The 18,475-nt window shown below is 61.4% G+C and carries 14 protein-coding genes; 10 read left to right on the forward strand and 4 right to left on the reverse strand.

Annotated features, from left to right (window positions below; translation table 11 throughout):
* Positions 1-158 precede the first annotated feature (158 nt).
* A complete protein-coding gene (locus tag MJQ68_RS03805; RefSeq protein ID WP_238749649.1) occupies positions 159-1,247 on the forward strand; it encodes a GNAT family N-acetyltransferase in 1,089 nt (362 codons plus the stop codon).
* Here MJQ68_RS03805 and MJQ68_RS17925 read toward each other — a convergent pair.
* Complete coding sequence (locus MJQ68_RS17925) at positions 1,244-1,372, reverse strand: hypothetical protein (RefSeq protein ID WP_264758992.1); 129 nt, start codon at positions 1,370-1,372, stop codon at positions 1,244-1,246. The two genes, MJQ68_RS03805 and MJQ68_RS17925, sit on opposite strands and share 4 nt — an antisense overlap.
* 122 nt (positions 1,373-1,494) lie before the next feature.
* On the opposite strand from MJQ68_RS17925, the gene MJQ68_RS03810 reads away from it, so the two are divergent.
* Positions 1,495-2,295, forward strand: a complete 801-nt coding sequence (locus tag MJQ68_RS03810) for an enoyl-ACP reductase FabI (RefSeq protein ID WP_238749650.1) — start codon at positions 1,495-1,497, stop codon at positions 2,293-2,295.
* A 154-nt stretch (positions 2,296-2,449) separates the two neighbouring features.
* Entirely contained in the window at positions 2,450-4,420 is a 1,971-nt protein-coding gene (locus MJQ68_RS03815; protein WP_238749651.1) for a putative porin, read from the forward strand.
* Between the two features lie 117 nt (positions 4,421-4,537).
* Here the strand turns inward: MJQ68_RS03815 and MJQ68_RS03820 are convergent, their stop codons facing one another.
* Complete coding sequence (locus MJQ68_RS03820; RefSeq protein ID WP_238749652.1) at positions 4,538-5,956, reverse strand: Gfo/Idh/MocA family protein; 1,419 nt, start codon at positions 5,954-5,956, stop codon at positions 4,538-4,540.
* Positions 5,957-6,074: 118 nt separating this feature from the next.
* Here MJQ68_RS03820 and MJQ68_RS03825 point away from each other — a divergent pair, with 118 nt between their 5' ends.
* Positions 6,075-7,391 carry an NAD(P)/FAD-dependent oxidoreductase gene (locus MJQ68_RS03825; protein ID WP_238749653.1) on the forward strand — a complete coding sequence of 439 codons (1,317 nt, stop codon included), beginning with the start codon at positions 6,075-6,077 and terminating at the stop codon, positions 7,389-7,391.
* Between the two features lie 2 nt (positions 7,392-7,393).
* On the opposite strand, the gene MJQ68_RS03830 is transcribed toward MJQ68_RS03825, so the two are convergent.
* On the reverse strand, positions 7,394-8,137 hold the full coding sequence (locus MJQ68_RS03830) for a SpoIIAA family protein (protein WP_238749654.1): 744 nt from the start codon (positions 8,135-8,137) through the stop codon (positions 7,394-7,396).
* A 235-nt stretch (positions 8,138-8,372) separates the two neighbouring features.
* On the opposite strand from MJQ68_RS03830, the gene MJQ68_RS03835 reads away from it, so the two are divergent.
* The 6 genes from MJQ68_RS03835 (at position 8,373) to msrA (ending at position 16,441) form a co-directional block, all read left to right on the forward strand.
* Positions 8,373-9,500 (forward strand): glycosyltransferase, encoded by a 1,128-nt coding sequence (locus tag MJQ68_RS03835; protein WP_238749655.1) that lies wholly within the window; start codon positions 8,373-8,375, stop codon positions 9,498-9,500.
* Positions 9,487-10,551 carry a glycosyltransferase gene (locus tag MJQ68_RS03840; protein ID WP_238749656.1) on the forward strand — a complete coding sequence of 355 codons (1,065 nt, stop codon included), beginning with the start codon at positions 9,487-9,489 and terminating at the stop codon, positions 10,549-10,551. The genes MJQ68_RS03835 and MJQ68_RS03840 overlap by 14 nt, the downstream gene beginning before the upstream one ends.
* A 129-nt stretch (positions 10,552-10,680) precedes the next feature.
* Positions 10,681-13,071 (forward strand): endopeptidase La, encoded by a 2,391-nt coding sequence (gene lon / locus MJQ68_RS03845; RefSeq protein ID WP_238749657.1) that lies wholly within the window; start codon positions 10,681-10,683, stop codon positions 13,069-13,071.
* A 112-nt stretch (positions 13,072-13,183) separates the two neighbouring features.
* A complete protein-coding gene (locus MJQ68_RS03850) occupies positions 13,184-13,825 on the forward strand; it encodes a carboxypeptidase-like regulatory domain-containing protein (RefSeq protein ID WP_238749658.1) in 642 nt (213 codons plus the stop codon).
* A gap of 154 nt (positions 13,826-13,979) precedes the next feature.
* Positions 13,980-15,818 (forward strand): ABC transporter ATP-binding protein, encoded by a 1,839-nt coding sequence (locus MJQ68_RS03855; protein ID WP_238749659.1) that lies wholly within the window; start codon positions 13,980-13,982, stop codon positions 15,816-15,818.
* A gap of 131 nt (positions 15,819-15,949) precedes the next feature.
* On the forward strand, positions 15,950-16,441 hold the full coding sequence (msrA, locus tag MJQ68_RS03860; protein ID WP_238749660.1) for a peptide-methionine (S)-S-oxide reductase MsrA: 492 nt from the start codon (positions 15,950-15,952) through the stop codon (positions 16,439-16,441).
* A gap of 100 nt (positions 16,442-16,541) precedes the next feature.
* Here msrA and MJQ68_RS03865 read toward each other — a convergent pair whose 3' ends face one another.
* Positions 16,542-18,371: a glycoside hydrolase family 15 protein gene (locus MJQ68_RS03865; RefSeq protein WP_238749661.1), complete on the reverse strand. Its 1,830-nt coding sequence runs from the start codon at positions 18,369-18,371 to the stop codon at positions 16,542-16,544.
* Positions 18,372-18,475: the final 104 nt, after the last annotated feature.

The raw sequence follows: 18,475 nt of genomic DNA on the forward strand, positions 1-18,475 counted from the left end.
CTGCTCGGCCGGAAGTCCACTTCCCGGCTACCGTGCGTATTCCCTGGTAGCGTTGACGCAACATCTCCTACGAACGAAGGCCAGAGGATAGAACAAACACCGGTCCCCAGCGATTACCTTTACGCTGCGTTTGTTCCGTGTTCCAGTTCGCATCTCGTTTGGCCACTCATATTATCCACCCCACCAAAGTCATCGCTCCCCAGCAACTCGACGAGTTTCTGGCCAGTGGTTGGCGACCTACGGGGCAGTCCATCTACACCAGCGACTACCTGCGTACGGACGACGACGAGCTGCACGGCTGTCTACAGATCCGCCTTTCCCTACAGGACTTCACCTTTAAAAAGCGCCACCGCAAGCTGCTGCGCCGCAATTCCGCGCGCTTCCGCATCGTGCACGAGGCCGCCCGCTTCCCCGACGGGGAGCTGCTGCGCGTCAACCGGCTGTACATGGACGTCCACCCCGAGAAGACCCGCGAGGACCTGGAGTACAACGTCATGAATGAAGACGGCGAGCGGGTCCTCAATACACAGCTGTTTCGGGTCTACGACGGCGAGCGCCTGGTGGCCTTCAGCTACTTCGACGTAGGCCGGCGCGTGATCTACACCAAAGCGGGTATCTACGATCCGGCCTATGCCGGCTACAGCCTGGGGGTATTCACGATGCTACTGGAGGTACAGTATGGGATGCAGCAGGACTTCACCCACTACTACCCCGGCTACTACGCGCCCACCTTCCCGGCCTTCGACTACAAGCTTCAGCTGGGCCCCATGACGTACCGGGAGATCCACACGGGCCGCTGGCTACCGCATCCTGAACTACACGCCGGTACCGGACCCATGGACCCCCTCACGCTGAACCGCAGCATGCTACTGACGGCCCGGGATACTCTGATCGCGGCGGGCATTCGGGCCGAATTTCGTGAGTACCCCTCCTTTACCGGTCGCTTCCGTCCCCTGCGGGAGGGAGAAAATCAGATGCTCGACGCGCCATTGCTTCTACTGGTGGGCCGGCCGCTGCCCCTGGAGTTCTACTTCGTGCTCACCTACGACAACGAGGCGCAGACCTACCGCTACGACGTGGTGCGTACGGCCAACCTCTACGATATGCGGGTACAGTTGCTGAGCCGGCAGGGCGTACCCCGCTTTACCACTCCGGTGGTGGTCCATAAGCGCGTGCTGGAGACGGCCGAGCTGCCGGAGATCGTGCGTTCGGTGCGCGAGCGGCTGCAGTCCGGAAGCCGCCCCTAAAAGGCGAACAGGTACATCAGTACGAGCAGGATGAACACGACCGTAGCGGTCACCAGAAAGAAGCGTTTGATCTGAGGGGGCGTGCCCGTACGGGCGGCCTTGCGTTTGCGACGTGCTTTTGCCATGGAGGTAGTGAATGTGACTACTGGCTAATGTAACCCGTAGCTGCCGCAACCGCAAGTCGTACGGAGCATCGCGGGTAGGTACCGCTTACGTACCTTCACCCGTCAGCAAAACGACCAAACGCATGAGTAGTCAACTTCTCGCCGGCAAACGCGGCGTCATCTTCGGAGCCCTCGACAATCAGAGTATCGCCTGGCAGGTCGCCGAGGTCTGCGCGGAGCAGGGTGCCAAGTTCACCCTCACCAACGCCCCGGTCGCCCTGCGCTTCGGCTCCCTGGATGAGCTCGGCGAGAAGCTCGGCGCCGAGGTCATCCCGGCCGACGCCACCAGCATCGAAGACCTCGAAGCGCTGTTCACCAAGTCGGAAGAGATCCTGGGCGGCAAGCTCGACTTCGTACTCCACGCCATCGGTATGTCGCTCAACGTCCGCAAGGGCAAGGAGTACACCGACCTGAAGCACGAATGGATGCTCAAGACCTTCGACATCTCGGCCATCAGCTTCCACAAGATGTGTCAGGTGCTCTACAAGGGCGATCACATGGCCGACTGGGGCAGTATCCTGGGCCTGACCTACATCGCCGCTCAGCGCACCTTCCCCGACTACTCCGAGATGGCCGAGTCCAAGGCCTTGCTCGAATCCTTCGCCCGCAGCTTCGGCTACCACTTCGGCGAGAAGAACCACGTGCGGGTCAATACCATCAGCCAGTCGCCCACCATGACCACGGCCGGCAAGGGCGTCAAGGGCTTCGACGAGTTCTTCGGCTATGCGGATACGATGTCGCCCCTCGGCAATGCCCCGGGTCGGGCCTGCGGCGAGTACTGCGCCAGCCTGTTCAGCGACTTCACCCGCTACGTGACCATGCAAAACCTGTACCACGATGGGGGCTTTAGCCAGATGGGGATGAATCCGAAACTGGTTAAGTAGGCCGCTACGCGGGTAGATCGCCTTCGGCTGGTTAGACCCCTTCGGCTGGGTAGACCCCTTCGGGGGTAGACCGCTTCGCGGGTAGGGGCGGGCAACGGGTGGGGGGAGAATGGTGTCCTTGGGGCGTTGGTTTAGGTAGAATGTAGGGAGCGGTATGGTGCAATGGAAGTATGTGTGGGGACTCTGGCTGCTGCTGTACGCGGTAGGGGCGGGGGCGCAGGTGCTGGATCCCAGTGACCGGGGGCAGCTTGATCCCGACGACCCGGACTATGACGCGGCCTCGGCCCGGCGGGGTACACCACAGCAACAGCGGGAGGTGCTGCCCGATACCTTTGGCATTTTCATCTACCGCGTAGAGAATCCTAATCAGGAGCGTCGCTTTGCGGATAGCCTGCTCAATAGCTTTCAGTACTACGAGCCGGACCGGACGGTGGACTTCGACTACGCTACCCTGGGCCAGATCGGCTCGGCGGCCTATCCGCTGCGGTATACGCCCGTCCGACGGCGGGGACTGGAGGTGGGGCAGCGTCAGTTCGACCTCTACCGGGTGGAGGTGGATGAGCTGGACTTCTACCGGCTGGAACGTCCCTTTACCTACCTGCGCTACCTGCGGGGTAGCGAGCAGAACGACGGCCGCCTGACCGCCCGCTTCAGCCGCAACTTCGCCGACGGCGTGAACCTGCTGCTGGACTATGACCGCATATTCCAGACCGGTGATCAGGATCAGTACCCCGCTTCGGCGGTGCGCAATACCCAGGTGTCTACGGGCCTTTCTGTACGCCCCCCGGGCAGTCGCTACAGCGGCTTTTTCACCTTCTCGGCCAACACTTTCGAGGAGCAGCAGAATGGCGGTATCGTCGATATCGATGCCGCACAGATCGGCGAGCTCAGCGACCTGGCCACCCTGGATCCCTACCTGGCCAGCACCTTCCAGCGGCAGAGCTACCGGCAGGTGTCGGCTACCCAGTACCTGCAGTTCGGCGCGGCTACGGATACGCTCACTGGGCGGGAGCGCCGCGCCTTCACCGTCAAGCACCAGCTGCGCATCGACCGGCGAGCTTACCGCATGAGTAGTCTGCGCGAGGCGGGCGATAGTAGTTTCTACAACCGCTATCCCGCCCTGGACCTCGACACCCGCGGACTGCGCAGCCAGCTACAGCACAACGTGATCAGCAATGAGCTGGGGCTATCCACCTTCCGCCGCAGCCAGTCGGGCAGCCGGGAAACCGTACAGAAGGACGTGCTGGAAGTAAGCCTGATCCACCAGCTCCATCGCGTACTGCGCGACAATGGAGACAGTACCGCCAACTTCGTGCTGGCCACCGCCCGCGTAGGTCTGCGGCCCAGCGACCGGCTACAATTCCTCGTCGACGCCCAACTCAATCTCCTGGGCCAGATTGGCGACTACCGCGTGGAGGCCGCCGGTACCCTCGACCTGGGCCGGGCCGGTAAGCTCGAACTGCTGGGCCTCAACCAGCTCTACGCCCCCGATCTTCTGCAGCGTACCTATCTGCTCAACGGCAGCGAGCTCTACGCCCGCGACTTCGCCAAGACCCTCGAGCTGCGTCTGGAGGGGGCCTACACCCTGCCCTTCGTCGGCATCCGTGCCGGACTGGCCTACAGTCTGCTCACCAACTACATCTACTTCGATGCGGCGGGCACGCCGGTGCAGAGCTCCGGTCCGAACAGCATCCTACAACTCACGGCCGAACGCAACTTCCGCTTCGGCAGCTACCGGCTAGACAATCGCGTACTCCTACAGCAAGCCGATGAGACGGTCTTTCGCCTGCCTCAGCTGTACGGCGAGCACAGTCTGTACTACGCCGGCAAGTGGTTCGGGGTGCTAAACGTGAATCTGGGTATGGACATCCGCTACGCCTCCAGCTTCCAGCCCAATTACTACAACCCCGTGCTGCAGCAATTCCAGCTGCAGGACGCGCAGCGTACGGATTTCGCCGTCCAGGTCGATCCCTTCTTCAGCCTGCGGGTCACGCGCTTCCGCTTCTTCGTAAAGTTCGTGCAGGCGCAGACCTTATTGACCAACCGGCTCCTCTACCTCACGGCGGAGCATCCCTATCCGGACGCGGCACTGCGGGTGGGGGTCAGTTGGCGGCTGCTGGACTAAGGGGATCTAAACACGGAGGGACACGGATTTAATTGCACGGATTTTCACGGAGCCATCCCATCATCCACACCTCCGTGAAAATCCGTGCCCCAAATCCGTGCACTCCGTGTTTAAAACCTAAAACGACCGCTCAGACTGCGGAGACACGAACGCGTTCATCTCATCCACATTGGTCACCTGCATGTTCTCGCCGTCCCAGTTGAGACGGGTGCGGCCGCGTACTTCGTACTCGTCGTCATCAGTGGCCTCGGTCTGGTCGCCCTTGGGGAATCGGTAGTCGTAGCCGCGTACGGCCAGGTTGCCCATGAGAATGGTCTCGGTAAGGGGGCCGGCCTTGCCGAGGTGACTGCTGGGTTGGTAACCTTCCTTGATGCCGTTCACCCAGTCCATCTCGTGGCTGGTGGCTACGCGGGGGATAGATTCGGGTACGCTGATCTCATCCATGCGGGCGGTGGGTAGCAGGGTGGGGTCGGCGCCGTATACATCGGCCATAAGCTTACCCTTGGTACCTACCATGATGATACCGTTGGGGTTGAGGCTCTGGTCTACGGTCAGCTCCTCGGGGGTGCCGGGGAGGATGCCGCCGTCGGTCCAGATCAGCTCTACGGGGGGCTTCTCGCCGCGGGCGGGAAACTTGATGTGGATCTTGGAGCCCGGGGGGCAGGTGCCGGGGTTGTAGTCGGGGCTCCAGTTTTTACTGAACACCTGTACTACACTGGCCTCCGCGCTGGTGGGGTAGCCCAGGTCGAGAATATAGAAGGGCGTATCGATGATGTGGCAGCCCATATCGCCTAGCGCACCGGTGCCGAAGTCCCAGTAGCCCCGCCAGGCGAAGGGGTGGTAGGCATTGTTGTGGGGCCGCATGGCGGCGGGGCCGAGCCAGAGGTTCCAGTCGAAATCCTTCGGGATGGGGTCGGTGCCCTGGGGGAGCTTGCCGCCCTGGGGCCAGATGGGGCGGTTGGTCCAGGCATATACGGTGTGTACGTCACCGATCAGTCCGGCCTCGACCAGCTCCTGGGTGCGGCGGATGCCCTCGCCGCTGGCGCCCTGATTGCCCATCTGGGTGATGAGCTGGGGCTTGGACTTGGCCATTTCGGTAAGGGCGCGTACCTCACTGATGGTACGGGCCAGGGGCTTTTCGATGTAGACGTGCTTGTCCATACCCATGGCGGCCAAACCGGCAATGGCGTGGGTGTGGTCGGGGGTGGAGACGACGACGGCATCGATATCCTTGCCGTACTTGTCGAGCATCACGCGGTAGTCCATCTCGAAGCCCGCCTTGGGGAACATGGAGCGCAGCTTTTCACTCATGGATACATCCACGTCGCATAGGGCCACAATATTCTCGCTGGCCATCTGGGGGATGGTACTACTAGCCTTGCCGCCGGCACCGATAGCGGCGATATTGACCGTATCGCTGGGTGCTTTATAGCCCTTTCCGCCCAGCACGTGGCGGGGGACGATGGTGAAGGCCGCGGCAGCCGTAGCGGCGGTGCGCAGGAAGCGGCGGCGGGTAGGAATAGATTGTTTTGGCATGATCGAGCAGCAAATAGGTTAGCTGGTCAAGATAACTCATTGGTAGCAAACACCGCACCGGCCGCGATAGCTAGCGAAGCACCTGAACCTTCGCTAGCGGTGCTAACTTACACCCCGTATGGATCCAACGACTAAGATAAATCTGCCGGAGAGCGAACTGGAACGCGTGGTCATCGTAGGGGGCGGCTTCGGCGGTCTGCAACTGGCCCGTAAGCTGGCGAAGTCTGACTTCCAGGTCGTACTCATCGACCGCAACAACTACCACCAGTTCCAGCCGCTATTCTACCAGGTAGCCATGTCGGGACTGGAGCCGAGTAGCATCGTCTTCCCCTTCCGCAAGCTCTTCCAGGGGCGGGAGAATATGTTCATCCGCATGGCCGAGGTGACCCACGTAGACACCTCCGCCAAGCAACTGCAGACTCCCCTGGGCCACTGCAACTACGACCACCTCATCGTAGCCACCGGCGCGGACACCAACTACTACGGCAACAAACAACTGGAGCGGCTGACCCTGCCCATGAAGTCAGTCAGCGAGGCACTCTACCTGCGCAATTCGATCCTGGACGACTACGAAGACGCGCTGACCACCCCCTCCTACCAGGACCGACAGGAACTGGTCGATATCGTCATCGTAGGCGGCGGAGCCACGGGCGTGGAGCTGGCCGGCTCCCTGGCCGAAATGAAGACCCACGTACTGCCCAAGGACTATCCCGAACTGCACGTACAGGAAGAGTTCGATATCTACCTCGTGCAGTCTGGCGACGTGATCCTGAAGGGCATGAGTGCCGGCAGTAGCGCAAAGGCCCTCCGCTACCTGGAAGAGCTGGGCGTGAAGGTGATCCTGAACAACCGGGTGACCGACTTCGACGGCCGGCTGGTCACACTGAAGGACGGCCGTACGATCCCCAGTCAGAAAGTGATCTGGGCGGCGGGCGTGAAGGGAATGCCGATCCCGGGGCTGCCCGAGGAAGCCATCACCCACGGCAACCGGCTGGCCGTAGACCGCCACAACCGCGTGGCGGGTACCGACTGTATCTACGCCATCGGCGACGTAGCCTATATGGAGGAGCCGGACTTCCCGGAAGGACACCCGCAGGTGGCGCAAGTGGCTATTCAGATGGGGGAGCACCTGGCCAAGAACCTACGCTACCGCCACCTGCGCGGCGAGGTCTGGGAAGCCTTCTCCTATAACGACAAGGGAAGTATGGCCACGATCGGGCGGGCACGTGCCGTAGTGGATATCCCCAAACCCGAATTTCATTTCGGGGGCATCCTGGCCTGGCTGGTGTGGCTGCTGGTGCATCTGTTCGCCATCCTGGGTACGCGCAACAAGATCTTTGTCTTCCTGAACTGGCTGTACAACTACATCAACTACAACCAGAGTCTGCGACTCATCATCCGGCCGCGGCGGGGTACGGACACCAGCGCGGGCTAGGCTTAGTCCAGCCAGGCGATGGCCCGCTTGTGCTCTACGGAGGAGAAGGCGGCCAGCTCCAGCCCGGGGGTGAGCAGGTCGGATAGCTTGACGCTGGTCTTGAGCCAGGACTGATCACCGATAATGGCTACCCGCTCTACATCCTTGTAGAGTTTCATGCTGGCCTTGAGGTCTTCCCAGAGGGTGCGGGCGTTGATGCCCTCGGTGGTGACCACCTCCAGCAGCAGACGGGCCTTGCCGTGGTGGCGTACTTTTTCCTCTACGAGCACATTGATGCGGTCGTAGTCGGCGGGGTAGAGCTTGCCGACGATGGCCAGGCCCAGCAGCCGGTCGTTGCCCAGGTCGATGGTCTTGACGCCCTCCGAGGTGGGGGGCGCTTCGGTGGATGCCTGCAGCCAGCGGTGGGCCAGCTCGCCCTCGTTGAGCTTAAAGGTCTTCACTTCCATGCGGGGGGTAAGAAAATCGATGCCGCCGCTGAGGGTGCTGAGCCAGCCGTGGTCGGTAAGGATGGCGTACTTCTCGATCTTTTCCCAGAGGTCCTTCTTAGCCTTGACGGTGTTCCAGAAGGCCTGGTAGCTGCTGAAGCCGCCGACGTTCTTGATGTTGCCCAGCAGCCGCAGTTTACCGTGGGTGACCACCTTGGCCTCAATGGCCATGAGCAGCTTGCGCATACCGGGCTCATCGACCTCTCCGTCGAGGGTGAAGCCGAGCATATTGTCCTGGGAAAGGGGGAAGATGGTAACCATGAAGGGGTAGTTTGTGAGAAAACTCTGCGGAGCGGGGAAAGGATTAGGGCGGTACGGATTAATCGACTAATGCGAGCTCCGGGAGGACAACGATTTGTTTTAAAAGCTGCACATTTCGGAACACAAACGAAAATATGACGGTTAGGGGAACGTACAACCTTCTTTTATCTGAGCAAAATGATCGATCGGGACTACGTTTACTCCGATCGATCAGCAGTTACACCCAATTTACCGGATGAAAATTGCGATTATCGCCCACCTGAAGTTCCCCATCAGCGAACCATTCCACGGTGGACTTGAAATGCACACCCACTGCCTGACCCAGGAGCTGATGGGCCATGGCCACGACGTCACCCTGTTTGCACTGCGGGATTCCGACCAGAGCTTCCAGGTAGTTGAACCCACGCTCAACGCAGTCGAGCAGGAGGGGGCCGAAGACCTCTTCCAGAACGAGCCTGGCTTCGGACTCAACTTCGTCAATAAGTTCCACGCCTACATGGACATCGTCACCACCATCCAGCGGGGCGGCTTCGATGTAGTGCACAACAACTGCCTGCACTTCCTGCCCCTGGCGCTGGCCCATACCCTAGGCTGCCCGATGGTGACCACCCTGCACTGTCCGCCCTTTCCCTCGCTACAGAGCGGCGTGATCCTGGCTCGTCCGTACCTGGGCAACCAGTTCGTGGCCGTCAGCCAGAGCGTGGCCGAGCAGTGGGCTACCGACATCACCCACTGCAAGGTCATTCACAATGGGATACAGGTAGACCGCTGGCAGGAGACCTCCGAGGCGGAGCCCGCCATGGCCTTCTGGTTCGGGCGCTTCTGTCCGGAGAAGGGACCCGAGTACGCCATCCAGGCCGCCAAGCGGGCCGGCTACCAGCTGCGGCTGGCCGGTAGCATCTACGACCACGCCTACTTCGAGCGGGAGATCGCCCCCCGGCTCGACGACGACATCACCTACATCGGTCACCTGGACCACCGGGGGATCTGTCAGGAAGCCGGCCGGGCCGCCGTCGGTCTGTTCACCTCTACCTGGGACGAGCCCTTCGGACTGGTCCTACCCGAAATGCTGGCCTGCGGTACGCCGATCGTGTCCTTCGACAGCGGGGCGGCCGGAGAGATCCTGGACGAAAGCTGCGGCATCATCGTACCCAAGTGCGACATCGAGGCCATGGCCGCCGCGATGCCCCGTGCCGCCGAGCTGGACCGCGCCGCCTGCCGCCGCCGGGCGGAATTTCACTTCCCCATCGGCCGTATGATCAGCGACTACGAGAAGCTGTACCTCAAGCTCGTGCCGCAGGTGCATCCGCTACCCGCCGTCGTTCCCGCCGCCCGCCGCCCCTCCGTCAGTGTCGTCGCCTGAGCTGGCGCCCGTCGCGTTCTACGTCCACCATCACGGGAGCGGACACGCTACCCGTACGAAGCTACTGGCCGAGCGCTGGGTTACCGCTGCTCCCATTCACGTCTTCACCTCCGCGCCGGACTACTTCCATGGCTGGCGGGGTGGGCAGGTCCATGTGCTACCCGCCGACGTGAGCACGACGCGCGACCCCGCCGCGGACATGCTTCAGCACAAAGTCCTACACTATGCGCCCATTGGTCTGCCCGGGGTACAGCAGCGCATGGCCATGCTGGCCCAGTGGATCGCCGTACACCAGCCTGCGCTGTTCATCGTGGACCTATCGGTCGAGATCGCGCTATTCGTACGGCTGTGCGGTTGCCGGGTGGCCTTAGTACGGCTGCACGGTCACCGCGATGACCCGGCGCACGTAGCTGCCTTTCAGTTGGCCGATCACCTCATCGCGCCCTTTCCCGCGGCCCTGGACGATGCGCATACCCCCGGTTGGGTACGCGAAAAGACCACCTACCTGGGCACCTTCAGTCGCTACGACGAGCGGCGGGAGACTAAGGTGCAGTGCCGGCGACAGTTGCAGCTAGCCATCGATCAGCAGATCGTCACGGTAGTAAATGGGGCGGGCGGAGCCTCGATAGCTATCGGGGAGGTGCAGGGGACCTGGAAGGAGATTGCGCGGAAGTGTCCCGACTGGCTATTTCTGCTGGTCGGCAGGGTAGGGGAGCTGATCGATCCACCCGCTAACCTGCACTGCATTGGCTTCACTCCGGACACCTTCCCCTACCTGAAGGCCGCCGACGTGGTGGTAGGCAGCGGAGGCACCAACACAATGATGGAAGTGGGGGCCGCGCGGGTGCCCTTCCTCAGTCAACCCGAGCCACGCCCATTCAGCGAACAACAGGCTAAGATGGAAGCGCTGGAACGTCTGGGCCTGACCCGCATTGTCCCCCCGACGACCCTACCTACGACCTGGCCCGCCCTGCTCACGCAAGCCCTACGTATGGATCTGAGTGCTTGGGACCAATTACCCGCACTGCCCGAAAATATCCTGTTAGGCTAAGTACACCGCACCTGCGACCGCGCCCGGCTGCGCTACACGGCCCGGTATCGGCTACCGCGTAGCGTGCATCGCACGTTCACGCAGTACCTTTACGGGTCGCACGCCCACCCACCGCCTTAGCAATTGTATATGGATAACCGAGGATTTGACGACGACCAGGATTTACTGCCCTTCATCGGACTGGAAGATGGCGATGAGGAACTGGTGGACGGCAACACCCCCAGTCCCATCCCCATACTGGCGCTGAAGAACGCCGTGCTCTTCCCTACGATCGTCACCCCCATCAATATCGGCCGCGACCGCTCCATCGCCGCGATCCATAAGGCGGTGCAGACCAACAAACTGGTCGCGGTATTCTCGCAGCGCGACGTCAGCGTGGAGGAGCCCGACGTGAAGGACCTCTACGAAGTAGGCACCCTGGCCCGTATCCTGAAGATGCTCCGCATGCCCGATGGTAGTCTTACGGCCGTGCTCCGGGGCGGACAGCGGGTGCGCCGCACCGCCATCACGGCCGAGACCCCCTTCATGGCCGGCACCATCGAGCCGCTGACCTACGCCGAGTCGACCGAGGCGATGACCTACGAGGCCACGATCGACAGCGTACGGGACATCGCCGCCAAGGCTGTAGCCCTGAGCCCCAATATCCCCACCGAGGCCCAGGTGATGCTCGACAACATCAACCGGCCCAGCCAGCTGCTGAACTTCATCGCCAGTAACCTCAACGGAGAGGTACAGACCAAGCAGGAAATTCTGGAAACGGACGATCTGGGTGTAAAGGCCGAGCGCGTACTGGTAGAGCTACAGCGCGAGCTGCGCATCCTTGAACTGCGCGACCAGATCGAGAACAAGACCCGCGGGGACATCGAGCAGCAGCAGCGGCAGTACTTCCTCAACCAGCAGATGAAGGCCATCCAGGATGAGCTCGGCGAGAACCCCAATGACCAGCAGGTCAGTGAGCTCGAGACCCGCGCCATGGACAAGCAGTGGCCCGAAGAAGTCGAAAAAACCTACGAGCGCGAACTCGTGCGCCTCAAACGCATGAACCCCCAGGTCGCCGAGTACAGCGTACAGCTCAGCTACCTGGAGATGCTGCTCGATCTGCCCTGGCAGGACTACACGGAGGACAACTTCGACCTGAAGTCCGTCGCCAAGGTGCTCGACGATGACCACTACGGACTGGAAAAAGTGAAGGACCGTATCCTGGGTCATCTGGCCGTACTCAAGCTGAAGGGCGACATGAAGGCTCCGATCCTGATGCTGCTCGGCCCCCCCGGTGTAGGCAAGACCAGTCTGGGTAAGAGCATCGCGCACGCGCTGGGCCGCAAGTTCGTCCGCATCAGTCTGGGCGGACTACACGATGAAAGCGAGATCCGCGGTCACCGCAAGACCTACATCGGGGCCATGCCGGGCCGCATCGTACAGTCGCTGCGCAAGGTGGGCTCGGCCAATCCGGTCTTCATCCTCGACGAGATCGACAAGATCGGACAGAGCCACCGCGGCGACCCCTCCTCGGCCCTGCTCGAGGTACTCGATCCGGAGCAGAATACAACCTTCCACGACAACTACCTCGACCTGGACGTAGACCTCAGCAAGGTGCTCTTCATCGCCACGGCCAACAGCATGCAGACCGTGCAGCCCGCCCTGCGCGACCGTATGGAGATCATCCGCCTGAGCGGCTACTCCACCGAAGAGAAACTCGAAATTGCCCGCCGCCACCTGATCCCCAAACAGCGCGCGGCCCACGGCCTGAAGGCCAAGCACCTTAAGTTGCCCGTAGCTGTACTGCGCGAGGTCATCGAGGGCTACACCCGCGAGAGCGGTGTGCGGGCCCTGGACCGTCAGCTAGCTGGCCTCATGCGCCACGCGGCGAAACAGGTCGCGATGGAAGACGCCGAGCAGGTCGTCTTCTCGCGGGGCATGCTGCAGGACGTCCTGGGTCCCCGACCCTTCGAGCGGGAGCCCTACCGGGTGGGCCGGCAGTCGGGTATTGCCATCGGCATGGCCTGGACGCAGGTGGGCGGAGAGATCCTGTTCGTAGAGGCCAGTCTGAGTCCCGGCAAGGGCGGCATCCAGCAGACCGGCAACCTCGGCACCGTAATGAAGGAAAGCGCTACGACGGCGCGGAGCTACCTCAAGGCTAACGCCGAAGCCATCGGTATTGAGCAGGAGGCACTCAAAAATCAGGATCTCCACATTCACGTACCGGAGGGGGCTACCCCGAAGGACGGTCCCAGTGCCGGCATCACGATGCTTACCGCTATGGCCAGCGTGTACACCGGTCGGCCCGTAAAACCGTACCTGGCCATGTCGGGCGAGATCACCCTGCGCGGCCGCGTTCTGCCGGTAGGCGGCATCAAGGAAAAGCTCCTGGCGGCCCGGCGGGCGGGTATGAAGACCATCCTGCTGAGCGCCTCGAACGAGCGGCACGTCCGTGAGATCGAGCCCCGCTACCTCAAGGGCGTGGACGTAAAGTACGTAGAGACCATGCTGGAAGTAGTCTCGCTAGCGTTGGAGGAGTAGTCGTTCCCGGCCGTTAATCTGTGTTAAATCCCTGCCCCAGGCTGCGTAATCTGTGTTTAACACCAACCACACCCCGCCCCACCTTGTCTTTATCCAGACTACGCTCCCCCGCATGAAGTACTTTTTCCTTCCGATCGTCTTCCTTCTCAGCCTCACCGCCCACGCCCAGCTGGTCGATCAGTACGGTGAGCCCCTGGTGCAGTTCTCCGGTATGGTGCTGGATGGTACCACCAGTCAACTGCAGCCGGTGCCTTACGCCACGGTCCTCATCCGGTCCGACGGCCGCGGCACCTACGCCAACCTGGAGGGCTTTTTCAGTATCGTAGCGCATAAGGGGGATACGATCCTGTTCAGCGCCCTGGGCTACGACGACGTGGAGTTCGTCATCGACCCCGAGCTGGAGGACGACAAGTACAGCCTGGTCCAGCTCATGACCTACAACGCCATCGACCTGCCCGAAGCGGTCGTCTTCCCCTGGCCGAGTCGCGACCACTTCAAGCTGGAATTCCTGGCCATGGACGTCACGCCCGAGCTACAGTCACGCGCCACGGAGAACCTGAGCGCCGACAAGCTCGAGCGCCTGGCCGAGACCGTACCCCGCTCCGGGGCGGAGAACAGCAGCTACTACCTGCGGCAGCAGGCACGGCAGACTTACTACATCGGGCAGCGGCCGCCCATGAACATCTTTAGTCCGGTGGCCTGGAAGCAGTTCTTTGATGGGTGGAAACGGGGAGATTTTAAGAAGAAGGATTAGGCGCCTTCGGGGGTTAGACCGCTGCGCGGGTAGATCGCTTCGCTCGGTAGATCGCCTTCGGCTCGGTAGACCCCTTCGGGGGGTAGGCCGCTGCGCGGGTGGATCGCCTTTGGTGGGGGAGTGACCCGATTTCGGTCTGGGGTGTTAGGGGGGTATGGCATTAGGTAGACGGGGGAGTGGAGCCCCTAAGGAGGAAGCGACGACCTGGCGGGATCAGCTTTCTGCACTCCGCAATCTTCCTCCGTTCTTTCGGCTGATTTACCGGACTAGTCCGTCGCTGACGATCACGAACGTGGTGCTGCGGGTGCTGCAGGCGGCGCTGCCTACGGCGATCCTGTACGTGGGTAAGCTGATCATCGACGAGGTAGTGGCCATCATCGGGGGGCAGGGGGATACGACCTTTTTGTGGCAGATGATCGCGCTGGAACTGGGGCTGGCCCTGGCGTCGGATCTGCTGAGTCGGGCAATCAGTCTGGTGGACGGTCTGCTGGGTGATTTGTACAACAACCGGACGAGCGTGGACCTGATGCGGCATGCGGCTTCGCTGGATCTGTACCACTTTGAAGATTCGGAATTTTACGACAAGATGGAGCGGGCGCGGCGGCAGACCTCCAGTCGGGCCAACCTGATCTCGCAGCTACTGGCCCAGTTTCAGAGTACCGTGACCCTGGTGGTGCTGGGCGTGAGCGTGGCGGCCTTCGAACCCTGGCTGATCGTGCTGCTGATCGTGGCGGTCATTCCCAGTTTCGTGCAGGAGAATTACTTCAACCAGCAGATGTACAGCCTCACCCGCAGCTGGACGCCCGAGCGGCGGGAGCTGGACTACCTGCGCTACATCGGGGCCAGTGACATAACGGCCAAGGAGGTCAAGATCTTCGGACTGGCCAACTTCATTACCGACCGCTTCGATAAGCTGTCGATGGACTACTACTGGGCCAACCGCACGCTGTCCATCAAGCGGGCGAGCTGGGGGGCATTCTTCTCCGCGATCAGTTCGCTCACCTACTACGGGGCCTACGTGCTCATCATCTTCCAGACCATCAACGGGGTGATCAGTATCGGATCACTGACCTTTCTCGCCGGTGCGTTTCGGCGGATGCAGTCGGGGCTACAGACCATTCTGTCCCGCTTCTCCACCATTGGCGAGAACGCGCTGTACCTTCAGGACCTGTTCGACTTTTTTGCCATCGAACCCCTCATTGCCGACAAGGGCAACTCCCTGCCCTTCCCGAACCCCATCCGCACCGGCTGGGAATTCGAGAACGTCTCGTTCGCCTATCCGAATAGCGAAACTCCGGCCATTAAGAACCTGTCGTTCAAGCTCCCCGTAGGGCAGAAAGTAGCCCTGGTGGGGGAGAACGGTGCCGGCAAGACCACCCTGGTCAAGCTCCTCGCCCGCCTATACGAACCGAGCGCGGGTCGCATCCTGCTCGACGGCCGCGACCTGCGGGAGTACGAGCTCAGCTCGCTGCGCGACAACGTTGGGGTCATCTTCCAGGACTTCTTCCGCTACCAGCTCACCGCCCGCGAAAACATCGCCGTGGGCCGCATCGAGGAGATCGGCAATCAGCCCCGCATCGAGGACAGCTCCGATAAGTCCCTGGCCTCGGAGGTCGTCAGCACTCTCGCCGACGGCTACGATCAGTTGCTGGGGCGGAGGTTCGCCGGTGCGGTGGACTTGAGCGGGGGGCAGTGGCAGAAGATCGCCCTGGCCCGGGCCTACATGCGCGATGCCCAACTACTGATCCTCGATGAGCCCACCAGTGCCCTGGACGCGCGGGCGGAGTACGAGGTCTTTCAGCGCTTCACAGCCCTGATCGAAGGAAAAACAGCCGTGCTGATCTCCCACCGCTTCAGTACGGTGCGCATGGCGGATCACATTCTGTTCCTCGAGTACGGCGGACTAGTGGAGGAGGGCAGTCACGAGGAGCTTACTGCGCTGGGGGGGCGGTATGCGGAGCTGTTTGATCTGCAGGCGGCTGGGTATAAGTAGGTAGACGCCTTCGGCTGGTTAGATCGCTTCGCTCGTTAGACGTCTTCGGCTGGGTAGATGGGCAATGGGGTGTAACTTCCTGGGGCTTGCTGGGTTTGATGGATAGCATACTGTGAAAAAGATCAAATAGCATGAGCAATTTAAAGAAAGCATACGTCGCTGGAGGCTGCTTCTGGGGTATGGAAGACCTCTTCCGGGTGCGGCCCGGCATTAAGGATACCGAAGTCATCTACATCGGCGGAGACAACGAACAACCTACATACAGGAACCACCCCGGCCACGCCGAGGGGATCGAGCTGACCTACGATCCGCAGGAAACGTCCTACGCCCTCATACTGGATTATTTCTTCCGCGTCCACGATCCTACCACCGTGAACCGTCAGGGTAACGACCGCGGTTCGAGCTACCGGTCCACTATTTTCTACCAGGACGAAGAGGAAAAGCGTATCGCTGAAGAGATGATCGACGTGGTCAATAAATCCGAACGGTGGAACGGCCCGGTAGTCACTACCCTAGAGCCCTTCACCGTAGCCTGGCCCGCCGAGGAAGCCCACCAGGACTACCTGGTCAAGAACCCCGGCGGCTACACCTGCCACTTCGAACGCTTCGGCCCCTTCGTCTAATCTACCCGCGAAGCGGTCTACCCCCCGAAGGGGTCTAACCAGCCGAAGGCGTCTACCGAGCGCAGCGATCTACCGAGCCGAAGGCGATCTAACCCCCCCCCTACTGATTCTTCTTATCGATCTGAAAAGCCGCCGAGATCAGACTCAGGTGCGAAAACGCCTGCGGGAAGTTCCCCAGCTGCTCACCGTGCAGACCGATCTCTTCGCTCATCAGGCCCAGGTGATTGGCGTAGCCCAGCATCTTTTCGAAGACGACGGTGGCCTTATCGATCTGTCCGATGCGGGCCAGGCACTCGACGTACCAGAAGGAACAGATCACGAAGGCCCCTTCCTCACCCTCCAGGCCGTCCGTTGCCCCGTGCTCGGCCTTGTAGCGGAAGATGAGTACGTCGGCACTGAGCTTTTCCTCGATGGCCGCAAAGGTCTTGAGCCAGCGGGGCTCCTGGCTGGATACGAAGCGCAGCAGGGGCATGAGCAGCGCACTGGCGTCCACGGTGTCGCTGCCCTTGAACTGCACGTAGGCCTGTAGTTCTTCGTTCCAGAAGTTCTCGTAAATATCTAGGTAGATCTCGTCGCGCACCTTACGCCATTCACCCATGGGGCAGGGCAGGCTGCGGTCTTCGGCGATCTTCATGGCCCGGTCGATGGCTACCCAGCAGCAGACGGCCGAATGCAGGAAGCGCTGCTTGCCGCTGCGCACCTCCCAGATGCCGTGGTCCTCGTCCTTCCAGTGAGCGATCACGAAGTCGACCAGCTTGGTGATCGACATCCAGAACTCATGGGTAATACTGCCCCCCGCCTTATTATATAGGTAGATGGTGTCGATGAGCTCACCGTAGATGTCCATCTGCTTCTGATCGTAGGCCCCGTTGCCGATGCGTACGGGCGAGCTGCCGCGGTAGCCCTCTAGGTGGTCCAGGCTCTTCTCGGTCAGTTTCTTCTCCCCGTTGATGCCGTACATCAGCTGCAGGTGATCCATACACTTGTCGCGGATCCAGTCCATGAAGTGCTCGGCCTCTTCGGTATACCCCAGGCGCAGGAAAGCATACATCGTGAAGGCGGAGTCGCGGATCCAGGTGTAGCGGTAGTCCCAGTTGCGCTCGCCGCCGATCTGCTCGGGCAGACCGAAGGTAGCCGCAGCCACCGTGCTGCCGAAATGGGCCGAGGTAAGTAGCTTCAGCGTGAGTACGGAGCGCAGCACCGCCTCCTTCCAGAAGCCGGTATACTGGCACTTGGTCGACCAGGTGGTCCAGTAGCTGCGGCAGGCGGTGAAGGCCTCCATGTAGTCTAGTGCGTAGTCCACCCCCTCGTTGAGCGTCAGGACAAAATCGATGTCGTCTCCCTGATGCAGTTCGATCAGGCCGCTCAGTCCGTCGTCGCTGATGGTGAGCTCCGCGTCGGTCAGCAGCAGCATCGTGGGCTGCTCACCCTCCGGATCGCGGATGAGGTAGCCCCGCCCGTCGGGATTCTTCTCCACCGCCGCGCCGCGTTTGCCGTAGCCGAAGCGTGGCCGCAGACTCACCCGCACCTGGTGGTGTCCGTATACCCCCTTGAGCCGCCGGAAGATGGCGAAATCCCGCTCCTCCTTTGCGATGGGCATAAAATCGGTCAGTTCCGCGATCCCGTCGCCGCTCAGGAAGCGGGTCAGCAGGATGTTCGTACCGGGCAGGTACAGCTGCTTGTGTTTGGTATCGTCGGCTACGCAGGAGAAACTGAAAAAGCCCCCCACGTCCGCATCCAGAATACGCCCAAACACACTGGGCGAGTCGAAGCGTGGCAGGCACATAAAGTCGATACTCCCCGTCACACTCACCAGGGCGGTCGTATGCAGGTTACCGATGATACCGTACTCCGCAATGGGCAGGTAGCGATCGGGGTAGGCGAAGTCGTACTCCTGAGAAACAGTAGAGGCGGGGGTGGAGGCAGTCATTACATGTGCCAACGGCGTAAAGCGGAGGTGGGTTTGCTACATGCGCTACTATCCCGGGGCGGGGCCGCCGGTGCAAGGAGGCAGGTTCCCGCGTACACCGCATC

The sequence above is a fragment of the Neolewinella maritima genome, from assembly GCF_923081025.1.
GTDB lineage: Bacteria > Bacteroidota > Bacteroidia > Chitinophagales > Saprospiraceae > Neolewinella > Neolewinella maritima.